The sequence below is a fragment of the Vibrio harveyi genome (genome assembly GCF_030060435.1).
In the GTDB taxonomy this organism is placed as follows: domain Bacteria; phylum Pseudomonadota; class Gammaproteobacteria; order Enterobacterales; family Vibrionaceae; genus Vibrio; species Vibrio harveyi.
Genome location: NZ_CP125875.1, coordinates 1,350,404 through 1,368,974 on the forward strand (window position 1 = coordinate 1,350,404; position 18,571 = coordinate 1,368,974).

The following is an 18,571-nucleotide window of genomic DNA, read 5'->3' on the forward strand; positions in this document are numbered from 1 at the left end:
ACGGAATTATAGTTAGGAATAAACCGTTTCACGGGATTCTTATCTGTTAAATACCGAAATGTATGTAATGCTGTGGCTATTCATTAATGATAGTTATGTATAAATGACAAAAACCGATAAGGAGATCAATACATAGTCGTTTGAATTTATAACTACTTTTTCTATTCGATAACACGTATTTTTGCAAAAAGAAGCTTGGAGGCTAGTTATTCTGGGTGTTTCATATCCAACTTTAGAACTCGATAGAAAGAAACCGTTTGCGAAATTCCGTAGCTAGATCGATTTGTTATTAACAATTCTTTGACATTTTGGTGCTTCATTGATTAACTGGTCAGACTAGTTTGGTAAGGAGACCAAAATGTTATCTGCTGTTCGCCGTGCAAACCTTTATCTCAACTTATTCGGTTTTTCAAAAGTTCCGCTCATTTGGTTATGCCGCCCGAAAATTCTTGCGATCGATGATCAACATGTGGAGGTTAGAATCCCACTGAGAAGAAGAACCAAGAATCATCTTAACAGCATGTATTTTGGCGCGCTTGCCGTTGGTGCTGATGTGGCAGGTGGTTTTCTTGCGATGAGTAAGGCCCAAGAACAAGGGGAGCGCATTTCTCTGGCATTTAAAGGAGTAACGGCTGAGTTTTTAAAACGCCCTGAAGGCGATGTGCATTTTGTATGTCACGATGGTCCTTTGATTGATGAAATGCTTCGTATGACTCTAGAAACAGGTGAACGTATCAATCGAGACGTTAAGATCACCGCATTGTGTCCAAGTATTAATGGTGACGAACCAATGGCGGAGTTTTCCTTGACGCTTTCCATAAAAAAAGCAGCTCAAAGACAAGCTGCTTAATTTCTCAATAACGACTTATGACGTTCTAGTTCAATTCTATTTTCTCAATAGACACAATCTTCGAACGGTTCAAAACCACTTTCCAACGATAGTAAACAGGTTCATCGGTGTGGTTGTCTTCTTTGACAATCACATTGAGCAAGTGGCGTTTCTCAACAGATTCCTTACTCACTTGCCCTTCGTTTAATCGATATACGCGGTTCGAGCTTTTGTCCATTAAACGAATAATCGGGCGTAAACTCATGTTTAATGTCTCACGAGTTTGCTCGTAACCACTTAAGAACAATGATGTCGCCATCTCTGTTTTCGCATGATAGTGAAGGATTTGTTCTTCCCGTTGAACAACTCGTTTTTTACGAATGTTCTGAATACGATCAGGTAGGCTTGAAAGAGAACGGTAATCTAACCATTCCAATTTACGACCCACAACTTTCTTTGTCGTTGGGTCCATGTACTTCTTACGCCACTTTGGCTTACCTTTGCGGATCCAACGCCACATAGCGTCGCGCAGGTCATCTTTAAAGATTTCACGTAGGGCGTAGATAAACGACATCGCGATGATGAAAGATGCAGAAATCTCTCCTAAGTAATCTCGGGCAAGAATAACGGTACTCGTCACGACCACCATCACCAGACCTGTTGCGATGCCTTTAATCGCTCGTTTGATGTTATTACCCATCGACATCGTTTTTTCACTCAAAACGATAGGGTGTTCAATCAAACGTCTTAACAAACGCATTTTGTTCGATAAACGGGTCACATCTTCAACAACGCTTGCAGAGTTGTAATTGTTTAGTTTTCGGTGCGCTTGCTCTTTCTCACACAGTGTAATCAAACGTTCCTTGATCGTGCTGTAATCACCTTCACGAGGCAGGTGAGCTACAAGGGATAGGAATTTTTGCTCTGTGTACCAAGACAAGTAATTATCGATGTTAACGTAGTAGCGCTTAAGGTTTTCCTCATAAGGAATCGAACGGCGAAGACGTTTAAGGATGTCGAGCGTGAGTTCAATGACTTCATCTACTTCTTCTGCCGTGACGCTGTCACTCTCATGTTTATTTAGTGCGGCAACAGCTTTGTCGAGCGCGATAACGTATTGATACGCAAACAAACTCAAACTTACACGGTACTGACGGTTAGATAAGCGTCCACGTTTAGCAAGGCGGCTGTGGACCAAAGGAAGCAGTACTTCAGTACTGTAATAAGATCGTTTTTGCGTGATCGAAGTGTAGTAGAACTCAGACTCACTGATGATGTCGGAATTTAAACCTAACTCACCAGGGATGAAAATATAGATATCAAGGTCGAGCGTTTTACTCTTTGCCAACGCATGGCTAATTTTCAAAGTTACCGAGTCTTGTTTGTCGACAGTGACCAAGGAAAGCTCCTGATTTTGCTAAAGCATCCTATACCCATAAGCGCCCGTTAATTGAATTAACTTAAGATCGGACTAGGATAAATTGTTGAACTAACACAGCATAACAGAGAGGTTTGCTTTTCTCTCTGATTTTCTTGTTAGTTTGGGTATAATTCCCTGTAAATTTAAAAAGAGACAAATTCGATGATTAAAATTGGTCAAATTAACAGCTTAGAAGTCATTAAAACGGCTGATTTTGGCGTATTTCTGGATGGCGAAGACTACGGTTCTGTATTGCTGCCTAATAAGTATGTACCTGAAGGTACAGAACTTGGCGCGCACCTAGATGTATTTCTTTACTTTGATTCAGAAAGTCAGCTAGCTGCGACCATTGATAAACCAATCGCTCAAGTCGGCGAATGGGGACTAATGAAGATCGAAGGCATCAATAAGACTGGTGCGTTCGTAAACTGGGGTATTAAAGAAAAAGACCTTCTTATCCCATTCAGTGAGCAACGCGCTCGCTTTACTGCAGGTCAAAACATCCTAGTTTACGTTTATACAGATAAGGCATCTGGTCGTATTGTAGGTACAACTAAGTTCAATAAATGGCTAGATAAAACGCCGGCTAACTACGAAGTGAATGAGCAAGTTGAACTGATTATCGCAGAGCGTAGCCAACTTGGTTATAAAGCCATCGTGAACGGCGAACACTGGGGCATGATCTTCCCATCGGATGTGTTCGGTAAGCTGTTTATTGGTAAGAAGCTGAAAGGTTACATTAAGCAAGTTCGTGAAGATGGCAAGATTGATCTAGCGCTACAAAAAGTTGGCGTAGCGAAGATGGATGATCTTTCTAGTAAGGTGATTGAGTTACTAGAAAAGAAAGGCGGCTTCTTGCCTCTAAACGATAAATCTTCTCCTGAAGCGATTTTTGAAGCGTTCCGTACCAGTAAAGGTACTTACAAGAAAACCATTGGTGGCTTGTACAAAGCAGGTAAGATCGTTATTGAAAAAGACGGTATCCGTTTAGCCGAGTAAACAGATTCACAACTGATGAAAATAGTGTTGGCTGGTGGACTAGTGAGTTTTTCCTTTTGGGTAATTATACCCAAGTAACCTCGAGATGCTAGGTTCAGCGAGAATGACTTGGTTTGTAGACGCGGCGGCGATTTAAAGATCTAGTCATTCTAAATCAAGAATCGGCAACAAAGTATACAAGCCAAGGCAGCTCGCCCTTTGGGAGCGTGTCATTGACCCGATTGCTACGTCAAACAACTTGGAAAGAGCTAGCTATTACACTGCGTTGTTTTCCTTACTCTCGAATCAATGACAACGCTCTGAATCCTGCATCTTGAAGTCACTTGGGTATAGCTCATATAGGGAATGCATCAGTCAAAAAAATGGCCCAAACTCGTCCTTATTTTGGGCCTAGGGGAAACGGCTCCTTTATAGAGCCTGCGCTAAACTTTTTGACCAACACATATTGTCGGTTAAACATAGAGAGAAATGCCGTTTCAAAGCGATGCTTTGATACATTCAGTTTAGTACAGGGCACTCGGATCGCTAGTGAACCCAGTTCCAATCATGCTTTAGAACCAAAAAGCCATCGTAAATACGATGGCTTTTCATTTATTTATAGTATTTCACTTTGCTACTAAAATAAGTTCTTATCTCGCACTAATTCACGTGGAAGACCATTTTTAATGCGGTTACTTACCCATTTCCCAAGACCAATAATCGCGCCTTCGTACTTCACGAGCACTTCGCCTTTACCCGTTTTCATATCTGTTGGAATGTTTTGCGGGCGAACATCGCGACCCATGTACCATTCTCGAGCTTCTTCAATCGTTAACTCAATTGCGTTTTTCTCGTTACCAGTTGCTAGGGTAGTTGCCACTTGATGTTGCCAGCGGTAACCGTTTTTGTGCGCTTCGGCGATTTTAATGCCCATACGCGAAAAGCGTAATTCGCCAATCATAGGTTCTAGCGCGTCAGGGAAAAGCCAAACGTCTTTATCGCGGATCCAAACCGTGCTGTCATCTGGTAGTTCGATGTCCATCGTGTTTTGTAACTGCTTAGCGATTTCTGCTGATTCTTTGTTAGACGCTTTTACAAATGGGAATTTACCCATACGTTTTTTTACTTGTGGCGCTTCTACTGCTGTAAGCTTACGAATTCTAGCTACGAAGAAGCCTTCACAGTCATAAACCTGAGGGAAGATATGTAAGAAGCCTTCTTCTGTTAGCGCCGCTTCTGCATTTTCAAACAGATCTTTTAAGCTCTCGAACTGAACTGCGTCACCAAAAGTTTCTTTAAGGTGATGGCAAACCTGTTGGTTCTCTTCGGTACTCAACGTACAGGTTGAATAAACCATCACGCCACCTGGCTTAAGAGCGTGGAAAGCACTTTTAATCAGATCTTTTTGCGTGTCTGCAATTTCAATCACCGACGCTTGCGTCCAGTTCTTCATTGCGTCTTCATCTTTTCGAACCGTACCTTCACCAGAACATGGCGCATCCAACAGAACCGCGTCAAATTGTTCTGGGAGCCAGCCACCAAACACACGACCATCGAAGTTACTTAGCGCCGCGTTTCGCACGCCACAACGCTCAATGTTGGCATGAAGTACTTTTACACGACTCGCAGCGTATTCATTCGCGACCAAAATGCCTTCGTTGTTCATCAACGCAGCAATTTGAGTTGTTTTAGAACCAGGGGCTGCTGCGGTATCGAGAACCGCGTCGTAGGATTCATCATCCATGAACAGGGCAGAGACAGGCATCATTGAGCTTGCTTCTTGAATATAAAATAGCCCTGACATGTGCTCAGCAGTGTTACCTAGTGGGACAACCGATTCATCCGCTTCGATCCAAAAACCCGTATCACACCAAGGAACCGGAGAAAGCGTCCAGCCTTTTGATTCTGCACGCTCCAAAAACGCTTCTACGCTGATCTTCAACGTATTAACACGAATACTTTTGCGTAATGGCTTTTGGCACGACGCGATAAAGTCTTCCATGTTGAGGTGAGCAGGGAGAATAGTTTGGATTTTTTCCAGAAAAGCTTCTGGGATGTAAACGTTAGAATGCAAAGTGAAGTCTCGATTGCAGAATTTGCCGCAAATAATATACGAAAGCGGATCAGAAACGAATAGCCAGCAAGGTTTGAGCAATAAAAAAGAGCAGCAATTGCTGCTCTTTACGTCGATAATTTTCTCTAAAAGCACTATGGTTTTGGAATAGCAGTGCGCCACTGAGTCCAACTCTCTTCTGCTTGAGGATATAAGTAGAAAGATTGCCCTTGTTTTGCCGCTGGTGGAATTTGTGATTGCTCAGGGGTTGAGAAAGCAATGCCGCCACGAACTAAGCTGTCAAATGTACCTGCTTTGATGTTTGCGCCTCCTAGACCAATAGAGACATCAACGCCTGAGACATTCCAGAACACACTGTTTTGACGAACAAGATATGCATATGCGGGCTTTATCTCGATTTTTGTTACCACTCGATCAGCAAACTCACCCAAGTTGACACTCGTTACACTGCCTACTTCCATTTGTCGATATAGGATAGGGGTTCCAACTTGAACTGAACCACGTTGCTCACTTTGCAGTGTGAATGACACTCCTTGTTGTGCTTGCTGGCTTTTCGCTAAATCAAACTTGAATTTCGCGGCGCCATGACCAGGTTCAACACTGATGGATTTTGATACTAACGCGCCTAAGTTCTTCACGCCACCCAGCCCAATTTCAGGTTCTGTTAGCCAGAAGTGTGACCCGGTAACGGCGATATTGTCGACATATTCAGGAAGAATGCGCGCGGTGACTTCCACCATTTCACGACGAAAGTTTGGAACGACTAGAGTAACTTCACCGACCTTAACACCTTGATATTTAATTGGCATACCTTTGGTTACTTCTTGGCTGCCATCAGTTTCTAACGCGATAACTCGACCAAACTTACGTGCTTGGTTCTGATCGTTGTATAGCTTCCAACGTTGACCCACTTTATTCTCAATGCCCGGAATGGAGTCAAAAGCAATACCACCTTTGATCAAAGTTTTAAGAGGGTGAGCTTTGACGGTGATACCAGCAAGAGAGGCATCAATCTCTACACCAGAACGGTTCCAAAATACCGTCTGTTCACTGAGTAAGTGCGCGTATCGATTTTCGATGGTTGCTTTGACGATCACGCCACCATCGACCAGATTGAAATCAGATACGCTGCCAACTGGCAAATTGCGGTAGAGCAGAGGGCTACCTTTAGAAATCGGTGGTAACTCAGATGCAAAGAGAGTCAGCGTCTTAGAACCAGATTGATTGTACTGTGCAAGCTCCGCTAGAGAAGCGCTCTGGAACAATTGGTATTCTTTCTGGATTTGTTCTTGTCCTTGGCTAACGAAGCTGATTGAACCAGTGAGAAGCTGCTTAGCTGGAGGTACTGTGACACTCAATCCTGACTCTGTAAGTTCTGCAGAAGCACTGCCTGTCACGTAGAAACGGTTGTTCGATTTAATCAGATGCTTGTACTCATTGTCGATAAGGACATCCATGAACACTTCATGCTTTGCCGCTTGCGCTTGTTTTTCATCAAGCAAACCGACTTTAATGATCGAGCCAACGACAATGCCTTTGTAAAGTACGTTTGCACCGCTGTCTAAGCCAAAGGAGTTGTCAGAAACGAGGCGAATTGCAATCGATTTCTGCTGTTGCTGATTAAATACATTCTGGCGAATGGCAGTAAATCGTCGAGATCTTTCACCTTCACCTGGGACGATGGTTAAAAAGTTTCCGCGGACAAGGTTTGCGATATTCTCAACACCAGAAAGGGAAACTTTTGCTTCTTCAAGAACAAAACGTGTGCCAGAAGTCAACATGTCACTGAAAGCAGGTTGGATTGCAGCAGACGCTAAAATCACTTCACGACCTTCAGATAGGCTTAAATCGGTGATTTGTCCTACTTCAATCCCGCGGTACATGATAGGCGCGCCTTCGCCGCTAATTTTGTTGTCATCAGGAAGCGCGATTTTGATTGGAATACCGCGCCCCGCAGTTTTAAGGTCTTTATAAAGACGGAACTCAGTATTCTCTTCAACGGGTTCGCCATCATCTGGCGAGTCAACAGCAATAGCGCCACCAAGTAGGGCGCTCATACTTTCTAGACGAACATCAACACCTTCAAAACCGATGCTTGCACCAATTCCACTTACGTTCCAAAAACGGCTGCGGCTATTAATCAGGTGCTGATACTGCTCTTGTATATTGGCTTGAATGGTTATGGACTTCGCATCATCATTCAGTTGATAGCTGAACACTTCACCAATCGGAATCTTTTTGTAGACGATTTGCGAGCCAATAGAAACGCCGCCCAAGTCTCGGCTTTTCAACTTAATGTTCAGACCTTGCGTGACTCGTAAGTCGGTAGGAGCCGATTCCAAAGCATGAAAAGTGGTTTCAAACTGTTCACCATCACCTGGCTGGATAGAAATGTAGTTACCAGAAACCAACGCATCAAGACCAGACACGCCGGTTAAACTTGCTGTTGGTTTTACTAACCAGAAACGCGTTTTATCGTTCAGCAGTTTCGTCGCTTCAGGGTAGATATCAGCGTCGACATAAATGCTGCCTAAATCTTCAGACAGGTTAATGTCGCGCACCATTCCCACTTCTAAACCTTGATAGCGGATAGTGGTTCGTCCAGCGACCAAACCCGCAGCATCGGAAAAATAGATTTGTACACGCTGTCCTGCGTCATGAATTGATTTCACAACAAGCCAGCCAGCTAAGACCATAGTCAAAATCGGCAACAACCAAAGGGGAGAAATACCTTTACTCCTCTTTACATCTGGCACATATGACGTTTGAGAACTGTTCTGATCACTCATTAATTGACTCTTTTTCTGATTGTGCTGGGGCTTGGTCCCAAATAAGCCTTGGGTCAATGCTCTCCGCCGCAAGCATTGTTAAAACGACCACCAGACCAAACGCAACAGCGCCATAACCCGGTGTGAAGTCGAGAATTTGTCCACGATCGACCAACGTCATCATGATAGAAATAACAAACAAATCCATCACTGACCATTTGCCGATCCATTTTACTGCAAAGTAAACCATCATTCGTTGTCTTCTAAACACCGAACGTTTGAATTTGATACATAACAAGATGTAAGTCAGGCCGAGAATCTTAGCCACAGGAACGACGATACTGGCAACAAAAATGATAACCGCGATTCCGTACATACCGTTTTTAACTAAGCCTGCCACGCCTGAAAAAATAGTGTCTTCCAAGCGCTTACCGTTTGTCAGCAAAATTGAAATCGGAATCAAGTTGGCAGGGAAGATCGCGATCGTCGCTGCAATTAAATATGCCCACGTTTTTTGGATAGAATTTGGTTTACGGTGGTATAGCGCGTGATGGCAACGATGGCAGTTTTCGCCTTCAGGTTGCGATAAGTGGCACTCGTGACAATGCACATCTTTGTGTTCGAAGTCGTAACTGTTTTCAGGTTGCCATGCTTCCCAATAACGACGAACACTAATGCGAGAGATCAACAGAACCGTAAAAACTTGTAATAGAACAAGACCAATTAAGCCCGGTCCAACAAAAATATCGGAGTAATCTTGCAGCTTAAAACAAGAGATTGCGATGCTCACAAGGAACACATCCAACATTACCCAATGTTTTAGGTGTTGGATTAACCATAATGAAACGCGAAGCCCTTTAAACCAACGTTTATGCAACGACCAATGTGCCGTTACAACAGAACTGCACACAATAAGTGGGGCAAGAGAACTACAAAAAAGAATGAGGATAGAAAGGAGGACGAAGCCCTCTTGAAATAACGTTATCATTCCAGATGGCAGTGTCGCCGGAATCATCACTCCAAATAGCCGAATACTGATGAAGTTAAAAAAGTGCGAAGGTATAAAAAGTAGAATACAAGTAACAGCGATAGCGAGATTACCAGATAGGCTAGGACTACCACCACGATAGAGCTGAGTACCACAACGTGGACAATGTGCATTTTTGCCATTAGGTAGATCGACGATATCGACAGGCAATTCGCAACCTTGGCACAAGCGGACGCTATTCGGTTGCATGGCGTGTTTAGACAGAGAGGTCACAACGACCTCTCTAAACTGAATGGTTTAAGCGTGGGACTGAATGCCACCATATAAGGTTTGATATAAGCCTTCTTGCTCAACGAGCTCACCATGGGTACCTGTTTGCGTCACTCTTCCATCTTCAAGCACATAAATCAAATCTGCTTGCTTCACCGCCGATAAGCGATGGGCGACAATAAGAGTCGTTCGACCGCGTAAGAATTCCGTTAACGCCTTATGCAAAGCCGCTTCAGTTGCGGTGTCCAGTGCTGACGTTGCTTCGTCTAGGATAACAAATTGTGGGTTGCTCAGCACCATACGTGCAATCGCTAAGCGTTGACGCTGACCGCCAGATAGGCGAATACCGTTACGACCAATTTGAGTATCCAATCCGTGGTTAAGTTGCGAAATTACGTCTTGAAGCTGAGCGACTTCTAGTGCTCGCCATAATGACATTTCATCAAAGTCACCACCAAGGGTCAGATTATGCCTTAAGGTGTCATTAAATAGTATAGGTTGTTGTAAAACCACGGCAATTTTGTCGCGTATTACTTCAAAGCTGATGTCTTCCGTTAACTCATCATTAAAACGGATAGAACCAGAATTCTGACGGTAAACGCCGATCAATAATTGAATCAAGGTTGATTTACCACCACCACTCGCACCCACAAGCGCCACTTTCTTACCAGCAGGAATGTGCAACGAGAGATCATCCAACACCTTGTTTTCATTGTTGTATGAAAAATCAACATGTTCAATTTTTACATCAACCTCTCGATTTTCTTTGAAAGGATTTACTTTCGAAACAGGTCTATGTTCTTCTTCCAATTCGAGTAGATCATTAATTCGCTTAAGTGCCGCTTTTGCGCTGTACCAAGAGAATTGGATACCCAATAGTTCTTGAACAGGAGACAACATAAACCAAAGGTAACCAAACACCGCGAAAATTTGACCAATGGTAAGGTCACTGAACATTACCATTAGCATTGCAACCGCACGGAACAACTCGAAACCGATTAAAAACAGAAGGAAAGAGACACGTCCCGCAGCCTCTGATTGCCATGCGTACTTGTCAGCATCGATACGAACTTGGTCAGCGCTGCCTTTTAACTGCTGGAGAAACTCTCGCTCTTTATTAGCCGCTCGTAGTTGATAAATGCCGTCAAGAGTTTCGACTAAGCGGTTCTGGAAAATCTCAAATGAATGGTTTTCTTTGCGCTTAAGGTGCTTAACCATACTTCCCAGCTTACGTGAGAAGTAAATGACAATAGGGTTGACGAGAAGAATAAACAGACCCAGACGCCAATCGAGCCAAAGTAGCACGATGGCTGTACCAATCACCGTCAGTAGGCTGATAACAAATTTAGCTAATGTAGAACCAATAAATTTATCAATGGTCTCAATGTCGGTGATAAGGTGAGCGTTGATGCCACCACTGCCTTTTGTTTCGTACTGTCGAATGCTAATACGACCAAGCTTGTCGATCATTTTACTTCGCATTTCAAAGGTGATTGTCTTTGAAACCAAGGTAAATTGTCGGCTTTGAAGAATATTAAACCCTTGGCTTGCTGTCCTCATCAGCACAACCAAGAACAGAGTAAAGAAGATATAACCCGTAGGTGTGTGCCACGCTTCAGGTAAAACCGCGTTCATTGCTGCTAAGCCCGATGCCGGTTTGTCCAATAAGACTTCATCCACCATGAGAGGCATAAGAAGAGGGATTGGAACACTAATCAAGGTCGCAAGTACAGCTATCAAGTTCGCTAGAATCAGCTTGGACTTGTGCTTTTTCACTTGTGTTATCAACCAAGAACGGCTAATAGTGTCGTTTTTCGGATTCATTGTAATTGAGAATAAGTCCTATTAAAAAGTAGGGCTGCATTTTAGCGCCATACCAACAGAATGGAAGCCTAAATAAAAAGTAGGAAGTTAATATGAACATAGAACAATACCAAAGACTTACCAAGCAAGCAGTTGCGCTTATCGAATCAGAGAAAGACTACATCGCAAATCTTGCCAACATCAGCTCTCTTCTATTTATGGAACTTGAAGACCTGAATTGGGCGGGTTTTTACCTAACGAAAGGTGATGAGTTGGTGCTCGGCCCTTTCCAAGGTAAGCCTGCTTGTGTTCGTATCCCAATGGGACGAGGCGTCTGTGGTACTGCTGCACAAACTAACAGCGTACAAAGAGTATACGATGTGCATGCATTTGAAGGTCACATTGCTTGTGATGCAGCAAGTAATTCAGAAATTGTTATTCCTTTTACTATCAATGGGGAAGTGGCTGGCGTGTTGGATATTGATAGTCCAAATATCGGTCGATTCAATGAAATTGATGAAGAAGGCCTCACTCATTTTATGGCTGAAGTAGAAAAGCTGCTTAATTCGCACGCTAACGACGCATAAATTCGCCCTCGAGTGTGGTTTTTCCTTGGCATGTCACTATAATACGAGAATATTTTTTCTTAATGCTTCGCGGAAATCCGCTCAAACCAGGAACCCTCATGACTGAAAAGTTAAAAAACAGCAAAGAAGTTATCGCATACATTGCTGAATGTTTCCCTAAGTGCTTTACTTTAGAAGGTGAAGCAAAGCCTCTGAAAATTGGTATTTTTCAAGATCTTGCGGAACGTCTAAATGAAGACGAAAAAGTAAGCAAAACTCAGCTTCGTGCAGCGTTAAGACAGTACACTTCATCATGGCGTTACCTACACGGCGTAAAACCAGGTGCAGTACGTGTTGATCTAGATGGCAACCCATGTGGTGAGCTAGAAGAAGAACACGTAGAACACGCTAAAGCGACACTTGCTGAAAGCAAAGCGAAAGTTCAGGCTCGTCGTAAAGAGCAAGCTCAAAAAGCTCGCGAAGAGGGTAAGGCGAAAGCGAAACCTGCGGCTAAAAAGCCACAACAGCCTCGTCGTGCTAACAAACCAAAAGTACAAAAAGAAAGTAAGCCTGTAGAAACACGCGCGCTAAACGCTGATGAAATCACAATCGGCAACGCAGTTAACGTGAACATGGGCAAAGGAAACATGGCAGCGACCATTGTTGAAGTCAATAAGGATGATGTACGTGTTCAACTTGCTAACGGCCTACAAATGGTTGTGAAAGCGGAGCACTTGCGCGCATAAGGGAGATACTCCTACGCATGAATTGCCGTTCAAAAGTGACACTGATTGCTGCTAGCTTCTGGCTAGCAGCATCAGCTCAGGCTCTAGAAGCCAAACTAAACAAAGATGATTTGCCGGTTCTTGCACCTGAAGTTCAGCATGAAACAGCCAGCAAACGAGTAACTTCTCGATTTACCCGCTCTCATTATAAGCATTTCAATCTAAACGATGATTTCTCCAAAGCGATCTTTGAGCGCTACGTAGAAATGCTTGATTACAATAGAAATATTTTTACTCAAGCCGATATCGACTCTTTCAAAGATTGGTCCGTCAGCCTTGATGATCAGCTTAAAGCTGGTAATAACAAGATTGCATTTGATGTTTATAATCTTTCGATGCAGAAGCGTTTTGATCGTTTTGCCTACGCATTGACTCTACTCGATAAAGAAATCAAGTTTAATACTGATGAGTTTATTGAACTGGATCGTTCTGAAGCCGCATGGCCCAAGGATGAAGCTGAGTTAAATGAATTATGGCGAAAACGCGTTAAGTACGATGCTCTTAACCTTAAAATGACTGGTAAAGAATGGCCAGAAATCAAAGAGGTTCTAGCGAAACGTTACAACAACGCGATGAAACGCATCACGCAAACTCGCAATGAAGACGCTTTCCAACTTTACATGAATGCATTCGCTCGTGAAGTTGATCCACATACTAGCTACCTATCTCCACGAAACGCGGAACAGTTCCAATCAGAGATGAATCTGTCTCTTGAAGGTATTGGGGCTGTGCTTCAAATGACCGACGACTATACAGTTATTCGTTCATTAGTTGCTGGCGGTCCAGCATCTAAGAGTAAACAGTTAGGTGAGGGCGACCGCATTATCGGTGTTGGTCAAGATGGCGAAGAAGTTGTCGATGTGATCGGTTGGCGTCTTGATGATGTCGTTCAACTAATCAAAGGTCCTAAAGGAACCAAAGTTAACCTACAAGTCTTGCCTGAAGGTAAAGATGCGAAGAGTTACGTTGTCACTATTGTGCGTGATAAAGTTCGTTTAGAAGACCGTGCGGTTAAGTCTGAAATCATCGAGAAAGACGGTAAGAAGATTGGGGTTCTTGAGGTTCCTAGTTTTTACGTTGGTCTTTCAAAAGATACCGATAAACTGCTATCTGAATTGAAGGCGAAAAACGTCGACGGTGTTATCGTTGATCTACGCAACAACGGCGGTGGTGCGCTGACTGAAGCAACGGCATTAACAGGGCTCTTCATTAAAGAAGGTCCAGTTGTTCAGGTTCGCGATAGCTATGGTCGCATCAAAGTAAATGCAGATACCGATGGTCAAGTGAGTTACGATGGTCCACTAACAGTGTTGATCAATCGCTACAGTGCTTCAGCGTCTGAAATCTTTGCGGCAGCAATGCAGGATTACAACCGTGCGATTATTCTTGGTGAAAACTCTTTCGGTAAGGGTACCGTTCAACAACACCGCTCATTGAATCATATCTACGATCTTTTCGACAAAGAACTTGGCTACGTACAATACACGATTCAAAAGTTCTACCGCATCGATGGTGGCAGTACTCAGAACCGTGGTGTTGCACCAGACATCGCTTACCCAACTCCAGTTGAGCCAAGCGAAACAGGTGAGAGTGTTGAAGACAACGCATTACCTTGGGACAGCATTGATAAAGCAAAATATCAGACTTTCCCAAGCAACGACGCGCTTGTTACCAAACTAACTGAGCTTCACAATAAACGTATTGCTGATGAGATGGAATTCCGTTTCATCAAAGAAGATATTGAGAAGTACCGTAAAGAGAAAGACGATAATTTGTTGTCTCTTAACGAGAAAGTGCGCGAAGACGAATCAGATAAAGCCGAGGCTCTACGCTTAGAGCGCATCAATGAACGTCAAGCAGCAATGGGTAAAAAACCATTCAAAACGCTTGATGATGTGCCAAAAGATTACGAAGCGCCAGACGTTTATCTAGATGAATCAGTTGCTGTTATGGTTGATATGCTGAAAGGCTAAAAATTCAGTCAAAACGACTAATAATTCTCTATATAAAGAGCGAGTCATAGCGACTCGCTCTTTTTTTATGCGTTTATAAAGCGGCGTTTCTATAAAAATAGGTTGTTCCTGCGCTTAATTTGCACTAACAATTTACGTGATGCAGATCAAATATTTCGCAAAAATGAGATCTAGAGCCTAAGCTAAAAGAAAACGATAAGGATACCGTTATGAAATGGTTCATTATTTTACTTAGCTTTTGCTGCTTTAGTGTTTCTAGCGCGGAGACCAACAAGGAAGACGAACTTAGTCACTTTGACACTCCATTCTTGATAGGAGATTGGTATTTGATGAATCCAAACCCTGATGATTCTTCAGAAAACTTTAGAGCGATAAAACTCACCCTTGGCTCGGACTACACGTTCTCTATCGACATTCAGAAAAAAGATTACTCAATCGACCATTGGGAAGGACTCTATAACGCCAATGAGGACACCATCGTCCTTGGGTTGAATACTGATGAACCGCAAATTTATGCATATCGTAATAACCACAACACCCTAGACTTGAATGGTGTAACCTTCACTAAGGGGTTGTCGAATGCACTTGCAGGTATTTGGTCAAGCTCTCAAGTTGGAGGGGATGGCATGCTTGCAAATAACATCAACCAAATGGACTTAATTCTTCAACCAGACTTTGTATTTATGTTTAGAGTGTCAAATGAAGAAGGTGAAGAGGCAGTGAAACAAGGCGTGTTTTACACAGAAGGTGAGCATCTAGTTCTTTTGTACGAGAACGGAGAGCACGGAACCCGCTATACATTGAACCAAAACGAGCTGACGATTCAAGATTCTAACGGTGATATGTACGCGGTACTTAATCGAGTAACACCATAAATGATTCATCACCATTATTTCACGCAGGGTTATTAATAGTGAAATATTCTGATGTTGATTAAATGTTAAACAGAAAGCGGAGCTAAGACACTAAAAGCTCCGTTTTTTTATAGAAAGACTTGTATTCTGATACCACAACCCCTACAAATAGCTTATATCGTGATACCAGTAAGAGGTGTTTGAGCCTCTAGTCCTGGTATTTTTGTGGTTCTATATACAAGGATTTATGGACATGTCTCAAGCTCCCCAAGCGAAATATCGCAAAGATTATAAAGCGCCATCTCATACAATTACCGATATTGATTTGACGTTTGATCTTTATGACAACGACACGATCGTTACAGCAGTATCAAAAGTAGTTCAAAAGGGTGAATTAACCACATTAGAACTCGATGGTGAAGGGCTAGAGCTACGCTCTGTAAAAGTGGACGGTGAAGACTGGTCTCATCATGAAGTCAAAGAAGCCTCTCTAGTTCTTACCGATCTGCCAGCAGAATTTGATTTAGAAATCGTTACTAAGATCGACCCGGAAGCAAACACCGCACTTGAAGGTCTTTACAAATCAGGTGGTGCGTTCTGTACACAGTGTGAAGCAGAAGGCTTTCGTCGTATTACTTACTACCTAGATCGTCCAGACGTTCTTGCGAAATACACAACAAAAGTGATCGCAGACAAAACCGTGTATCCATTTCTATTAAGCAATGGTAACCGCGTTGCTGAAGGTGAACTCGAAAATGGTCGTCATTGGGTTCAATGGCAAGACCCACATCCAAAACCTGCTTACTTGTTCGCTTTGGTTGCCGGTGACTTTGATGTACTACGTGATAAATACACAACCACATCAGGTCGTGAAGTAGACCTAGAAATTTTTGTCGACAAAGGCAACCTCGATCGCGCGGGTCACGCAATGACTTCGCTGATCAACTCAATGAAGTGGGACGAAGATCGCTTTGGTCTTGAGTACGATCTTGATATCTACATGATCGTTGCGGTTGATTTTTTCAACATGGGTGCAATGGAAAACAAAGGTTTAAACATCTTCAACTCGAAGTTTGTGCTTGCGAATGAAAAAACCGCGACTGACCGCGAATACCTTGGCATTGAAGCGGTAATCGGTCATGAATACTTCCACAACTGGACGGGTAACCGCGTGACTTGTCGTGATTGGTTCCAACTGAGCTTAAAAGAAGGTCTAACGGTATTCCGTGACCAAGAGTTTTCGTCCGATCTTGGTTCACGCGCAGTAAACCGCATCGACAACGTTCGCATTATCCGTGGTCCTCAGTTTGCGGAAGACTCAAGCCCAATGTCACACCCAATTCGCCCAGATAAAGTTATTGAAATGAATAACTTCTACACGCTAACCGTGTACGAAAAAGGCAGCGAAGTGATCCGCATGTACCACACGTTACTTGGCGAAGAAGGCTTCCAAAAAGGCATGAAGCTTTACTTCGAACGTCATGATGGTACAGCGGCAACGTGTGAAGATTTTGTTTCTGCGATGGAAGACGCAACGGGCGTTGATCTTAAACAATTCCGCTTATGGTATAGCCAATCGGGTACACCAACACTTCGCGTAAACAGCGAATATAACGCTGAAGCAAAAACTTACGCGTTAACGGTTGAGCAATTTACTGAAGCAACGCACGACCAAGCAGAAAAACAAGCGCTACATATTCCATTCGATATTGAACTATACGCACAAAATGGTGATGTGATTCCACTGGTTATCAACGGTGAATCCGTACACAACGTTTTGGACGTGAAGCAAGACAAGCAGACTTTCGTATTCGAAAACGTTGCAGAACAACCAGTTCCATCATTGCTTCGTGAGTTCTCTGCACCGGTTAAATTGGAATACGATTACAGCGATGATGAACTGATTTTCTTGATGAAGCACGCAACGAACGATTTTGCTCGTTGGGATGCAAGCCAAATGCTGCTAGCGAAATACATTCGTCAAAACGTAACTAACGTTCAAGCGGGTGGTGAGGTTAAGCTATCAGAAGACTTAATCGATGCATTCCGTGGTGTGTTACTTGATGCAAACCTTGAACCTGCGTTTATTGCTCAAGTGCTTTCTCTGCCTTCCATCAACGAAATCACTGGTTGGTACAAGCAGATTGATATCGATGCGGTAGATACGGTACTGAATAGCATTACAGTGTCACTTTCTAAAGAACTAGAAGATGAACTGAGTGCTACTTATCACGCATTGAACCAAACAGAATACAGCATTGACCATGCAGCGATTGGCAAACGCGCTCTGCGCAACCAGTGCTTGCAGTTCTTGGCTTACACTGAAAAGGGTAACGAGCTAGCAAAAGCGCAGTATGAATCATCAAACAATATGACCGACACAATTGCGGCGATGAGTGCAGCGAACAGTGCACAACTTGAATGTCGTGAAGCGTTAATGGCGGATTACAGCGACAAGTGGAAGCACGATGGTCTGGTTATGGACAAATGGTTTGTTCTTCAGGGCAGCAACCCGATTGAGAACGCACTTGAGAAAGTAAAAGAAACCATGAGCCACGAAGCGTTTAGCTTGAAGAACCCGAACCGCACGCGCAGTTTGATTGGTTCGTTCTTGAACGCAAACCCAGTACGTTTCCATGATAAATCTGGCTCTGGCTACCAATTTGCTGGTGAGATCCTTCGTCAGTTGAACGATAGTAACCCACAAGTGGCGTCCCGCATGATCGATCCTCTATTGAAATTCCGTAAATACGATGAAGGTCGTCAAGCGCTTATTCGTGCAGAGCTTGAAAAGCTTAAAGCGATGGACAATCTAGCGAAAGACTTATTCGAAAAAGTGACTAAAGCACTAGACGAATAATCGACAAAAGAATAGGGTGGTCATTACGATCACCCTAGTTTTTTGTTCTGACAACAATCCATTTTCATGAACCAGTATTACTTCTCTCTCAACATCTCTTATCAAACATTTCTTTTACACTACTCTGGTGCCGCAAGTTCTGTACAAGTCATTACTGACAATGGTTTGAGGGTGCAACTAGATGCATCAAAATTTCGACCATTTCTTAGTCAATTAGGCATTAGAGGTCGTTTTAGACTCACAACTGACCAAAATAATAAGTTTCTAAAGTTAGAAACTCTGTGATGCCTGATATTCCTAGTGAGTTAAACAGGAATCTTAGTCACATAATCAAACATTTCACCTCCTACCACTGCGAATTTTTGTTAAACATTTGTAATTATGCTTTTACAATAAGTGCATG

At 43.1% G+C, this 18,571-nt stretch carries 13 protein-coding genes; 8 read left to right on the plus strand and 5 right to left on the minus strand.

Annotated elements, in window-relative coordinates; genetic code table 11:
• Positions 1-358: 358 nt before the first annotated feature.
• Positions 359-850, plus strand: a complete 492-nt coding sequence (locus QMY49_RS06825) for a DUF4442 domain-containing protein (protein ID WP_045489062.1) — start codon at positions 359-361, stop codon at positions 848-850.
• 25 nt (positions 851-875) lie between these two features.
• Here QMY49_RS06825 and QMY49_RS06830 read toward each other — a convergent pair whose 3' ends face one another.
• Complete coding sequence (locus QMY49_RS06830) at positions 876-2,228, minus strand: hypothetical protein (RefSeq protein ID WP_005446794.1); 1,353 nt, start codon at positions 2,226-2,228, stop codon at positions 876-878.
• Positions 2,229-2,411: 183 nt separating this feature from the next.
• Between QMY49_RS06830 and QMY49_RS06835 the strand changes: the two genes are divergently transcribed.
• Positions 2,412-3,248 carry a CvfB family protein gene (locus tag QMY49_RS06835; protein ID WP_283313633.1) on the plus strand — a complete coding sequence of 279 codons (837 nt, stop codon included), beginning with the start codon at positions 2,412-2,414 and terminating at the stop codon, positions 3,246-3,248.
• Between the two features lie 616 nt (positions 3,249-3,864).
• Here the strand turns inward: QMY49_RS06835 and rsmF are convergent.
• The 4 genes from rsmF to QMY49_RS06855 form a co-directional block, all read right to left on the minus strand.
• Positions 3,865-5,301, minus strand: a complete 1,437-nt coding sequence (rsmF, locus tag QMY49_RS06840; protein ID WP_283313634.1) for a 16S rRNA (cytosine(1407)-C(5))-methyltransferase RsmF — start codon at positions 5,299-5,301, stop codon at positions 3,865-3,867.
• A 134-nt stretch (positions 5,302-5,435) separates the two neighbouring features.
• On the minus strand, positions 5,436-8,090 hold the full coding sequence (locus tag QMY49_RS06845; protein WP_045489055.1) for an MlaD family protein: 2,655 nt from the start codon (positions 8,088-8,090) through the stop codon (positions 5,436-5,438).
• Positions 8,083-9,330 (minus strand): paraquat-inducible protein A, encoded by a 1,248-nt coding sequence (locus tag QMY49_RS06850; RefSeq protein ID WP_283313637.1) that lies wholly within the window; start codon positions 9,328-9,330, stop codon positions 8,083-8,085. Before QMY49_RS06850 ends, QMY49_RS06845 begins: the two co-directional genes overlap by 8 nt.
• Positions 9,331-9,354: 24 nt before the next feature.
• Entirely contained in the window at positions 9,355-11,151 is a 1,797-nt protein-coding gene (locus QMY49_RS06855) for an ABC transporter ATP-binding protein (RefSeq protein ID WP_283313639.1), read from the minus strand.
• Between the two features lie 92 nt (positions 11,152-11,243).
• Between QMY49_RS06855 and QMY49_RS06860 the strand changes: the two genes are divergently transcribed.
• The 6 genes from QMY49_RS06860 (at position 11,244) to QMY49_RS06885 (ending at position 18,453) form a co-directional block, all read left to right on the plus strand.
• Entirely contained in the window at positions 11,244-11,717 is a 474-nt protein-coding gene (locus QMY49_RS06860) for a GAF domain-containing protein (protein WP_005446801.1), read from the plus strand.
• A gap of 98 nt (positions 11,718-11,815) precedes the next feature.
• A complete protein-coding gene (gene proQ, locus QMY49_RS06865) occupies positions 11,816-12,442 on the plus strand; it encodes an RNA chaperone ProQ (RefSeq protein ID WP_005446802.1) in 627 nt (208 codons plus the stop codon).
• A 17-nt stretch (positions 12,443-12,459) separates the two neighbouring features.
• On the plus strand, positions 12,460-14,454 hold the full coding sequence (gene prc / locus QMY49_RS06870) for a carboxy terminal-processing peptidase (protein WP_005446803.1): 1,995 nt from the start codon (positions 12,460-12,462) through the stop codon (positions 14,452-14,454).
• Between the two features lie 209 nt (positions 14,455-14,663).
• A complete protein-coding gene (locus QMY49_RS06875) occupies positions 14,664-15,329 on the plus strand; it encodes a hypothetical protein (protein ID WP_005446804.1) in 666 nt (221 codons plus the stop codon).
• Between the two features lie 232 nt (positions 15,330-15,561).
• Entirely contained in the window at positions 15,562-18,168 is a 2,607-nt protein-coding gene (gene pepN / locus QMY49_RS06880; protein WP_283313643.1) for an aminopeptidase N, read from the plus strand.
• Between the two features lie 66 nt (positions 18,169-18,234).
• Positions 18,235-18,453, plus strand: a complete 219-nt coding sequence (locus tag QMY49_RS06885) for a DUF2835 domain-containing protein (RefSeq protein WP_283313645.1) — start codon at positions 18,235-18,237, stop codon at positions 18,451-18,453.
• Positions 18,454-18,571 lie beyond the last annotated feature (118 nt).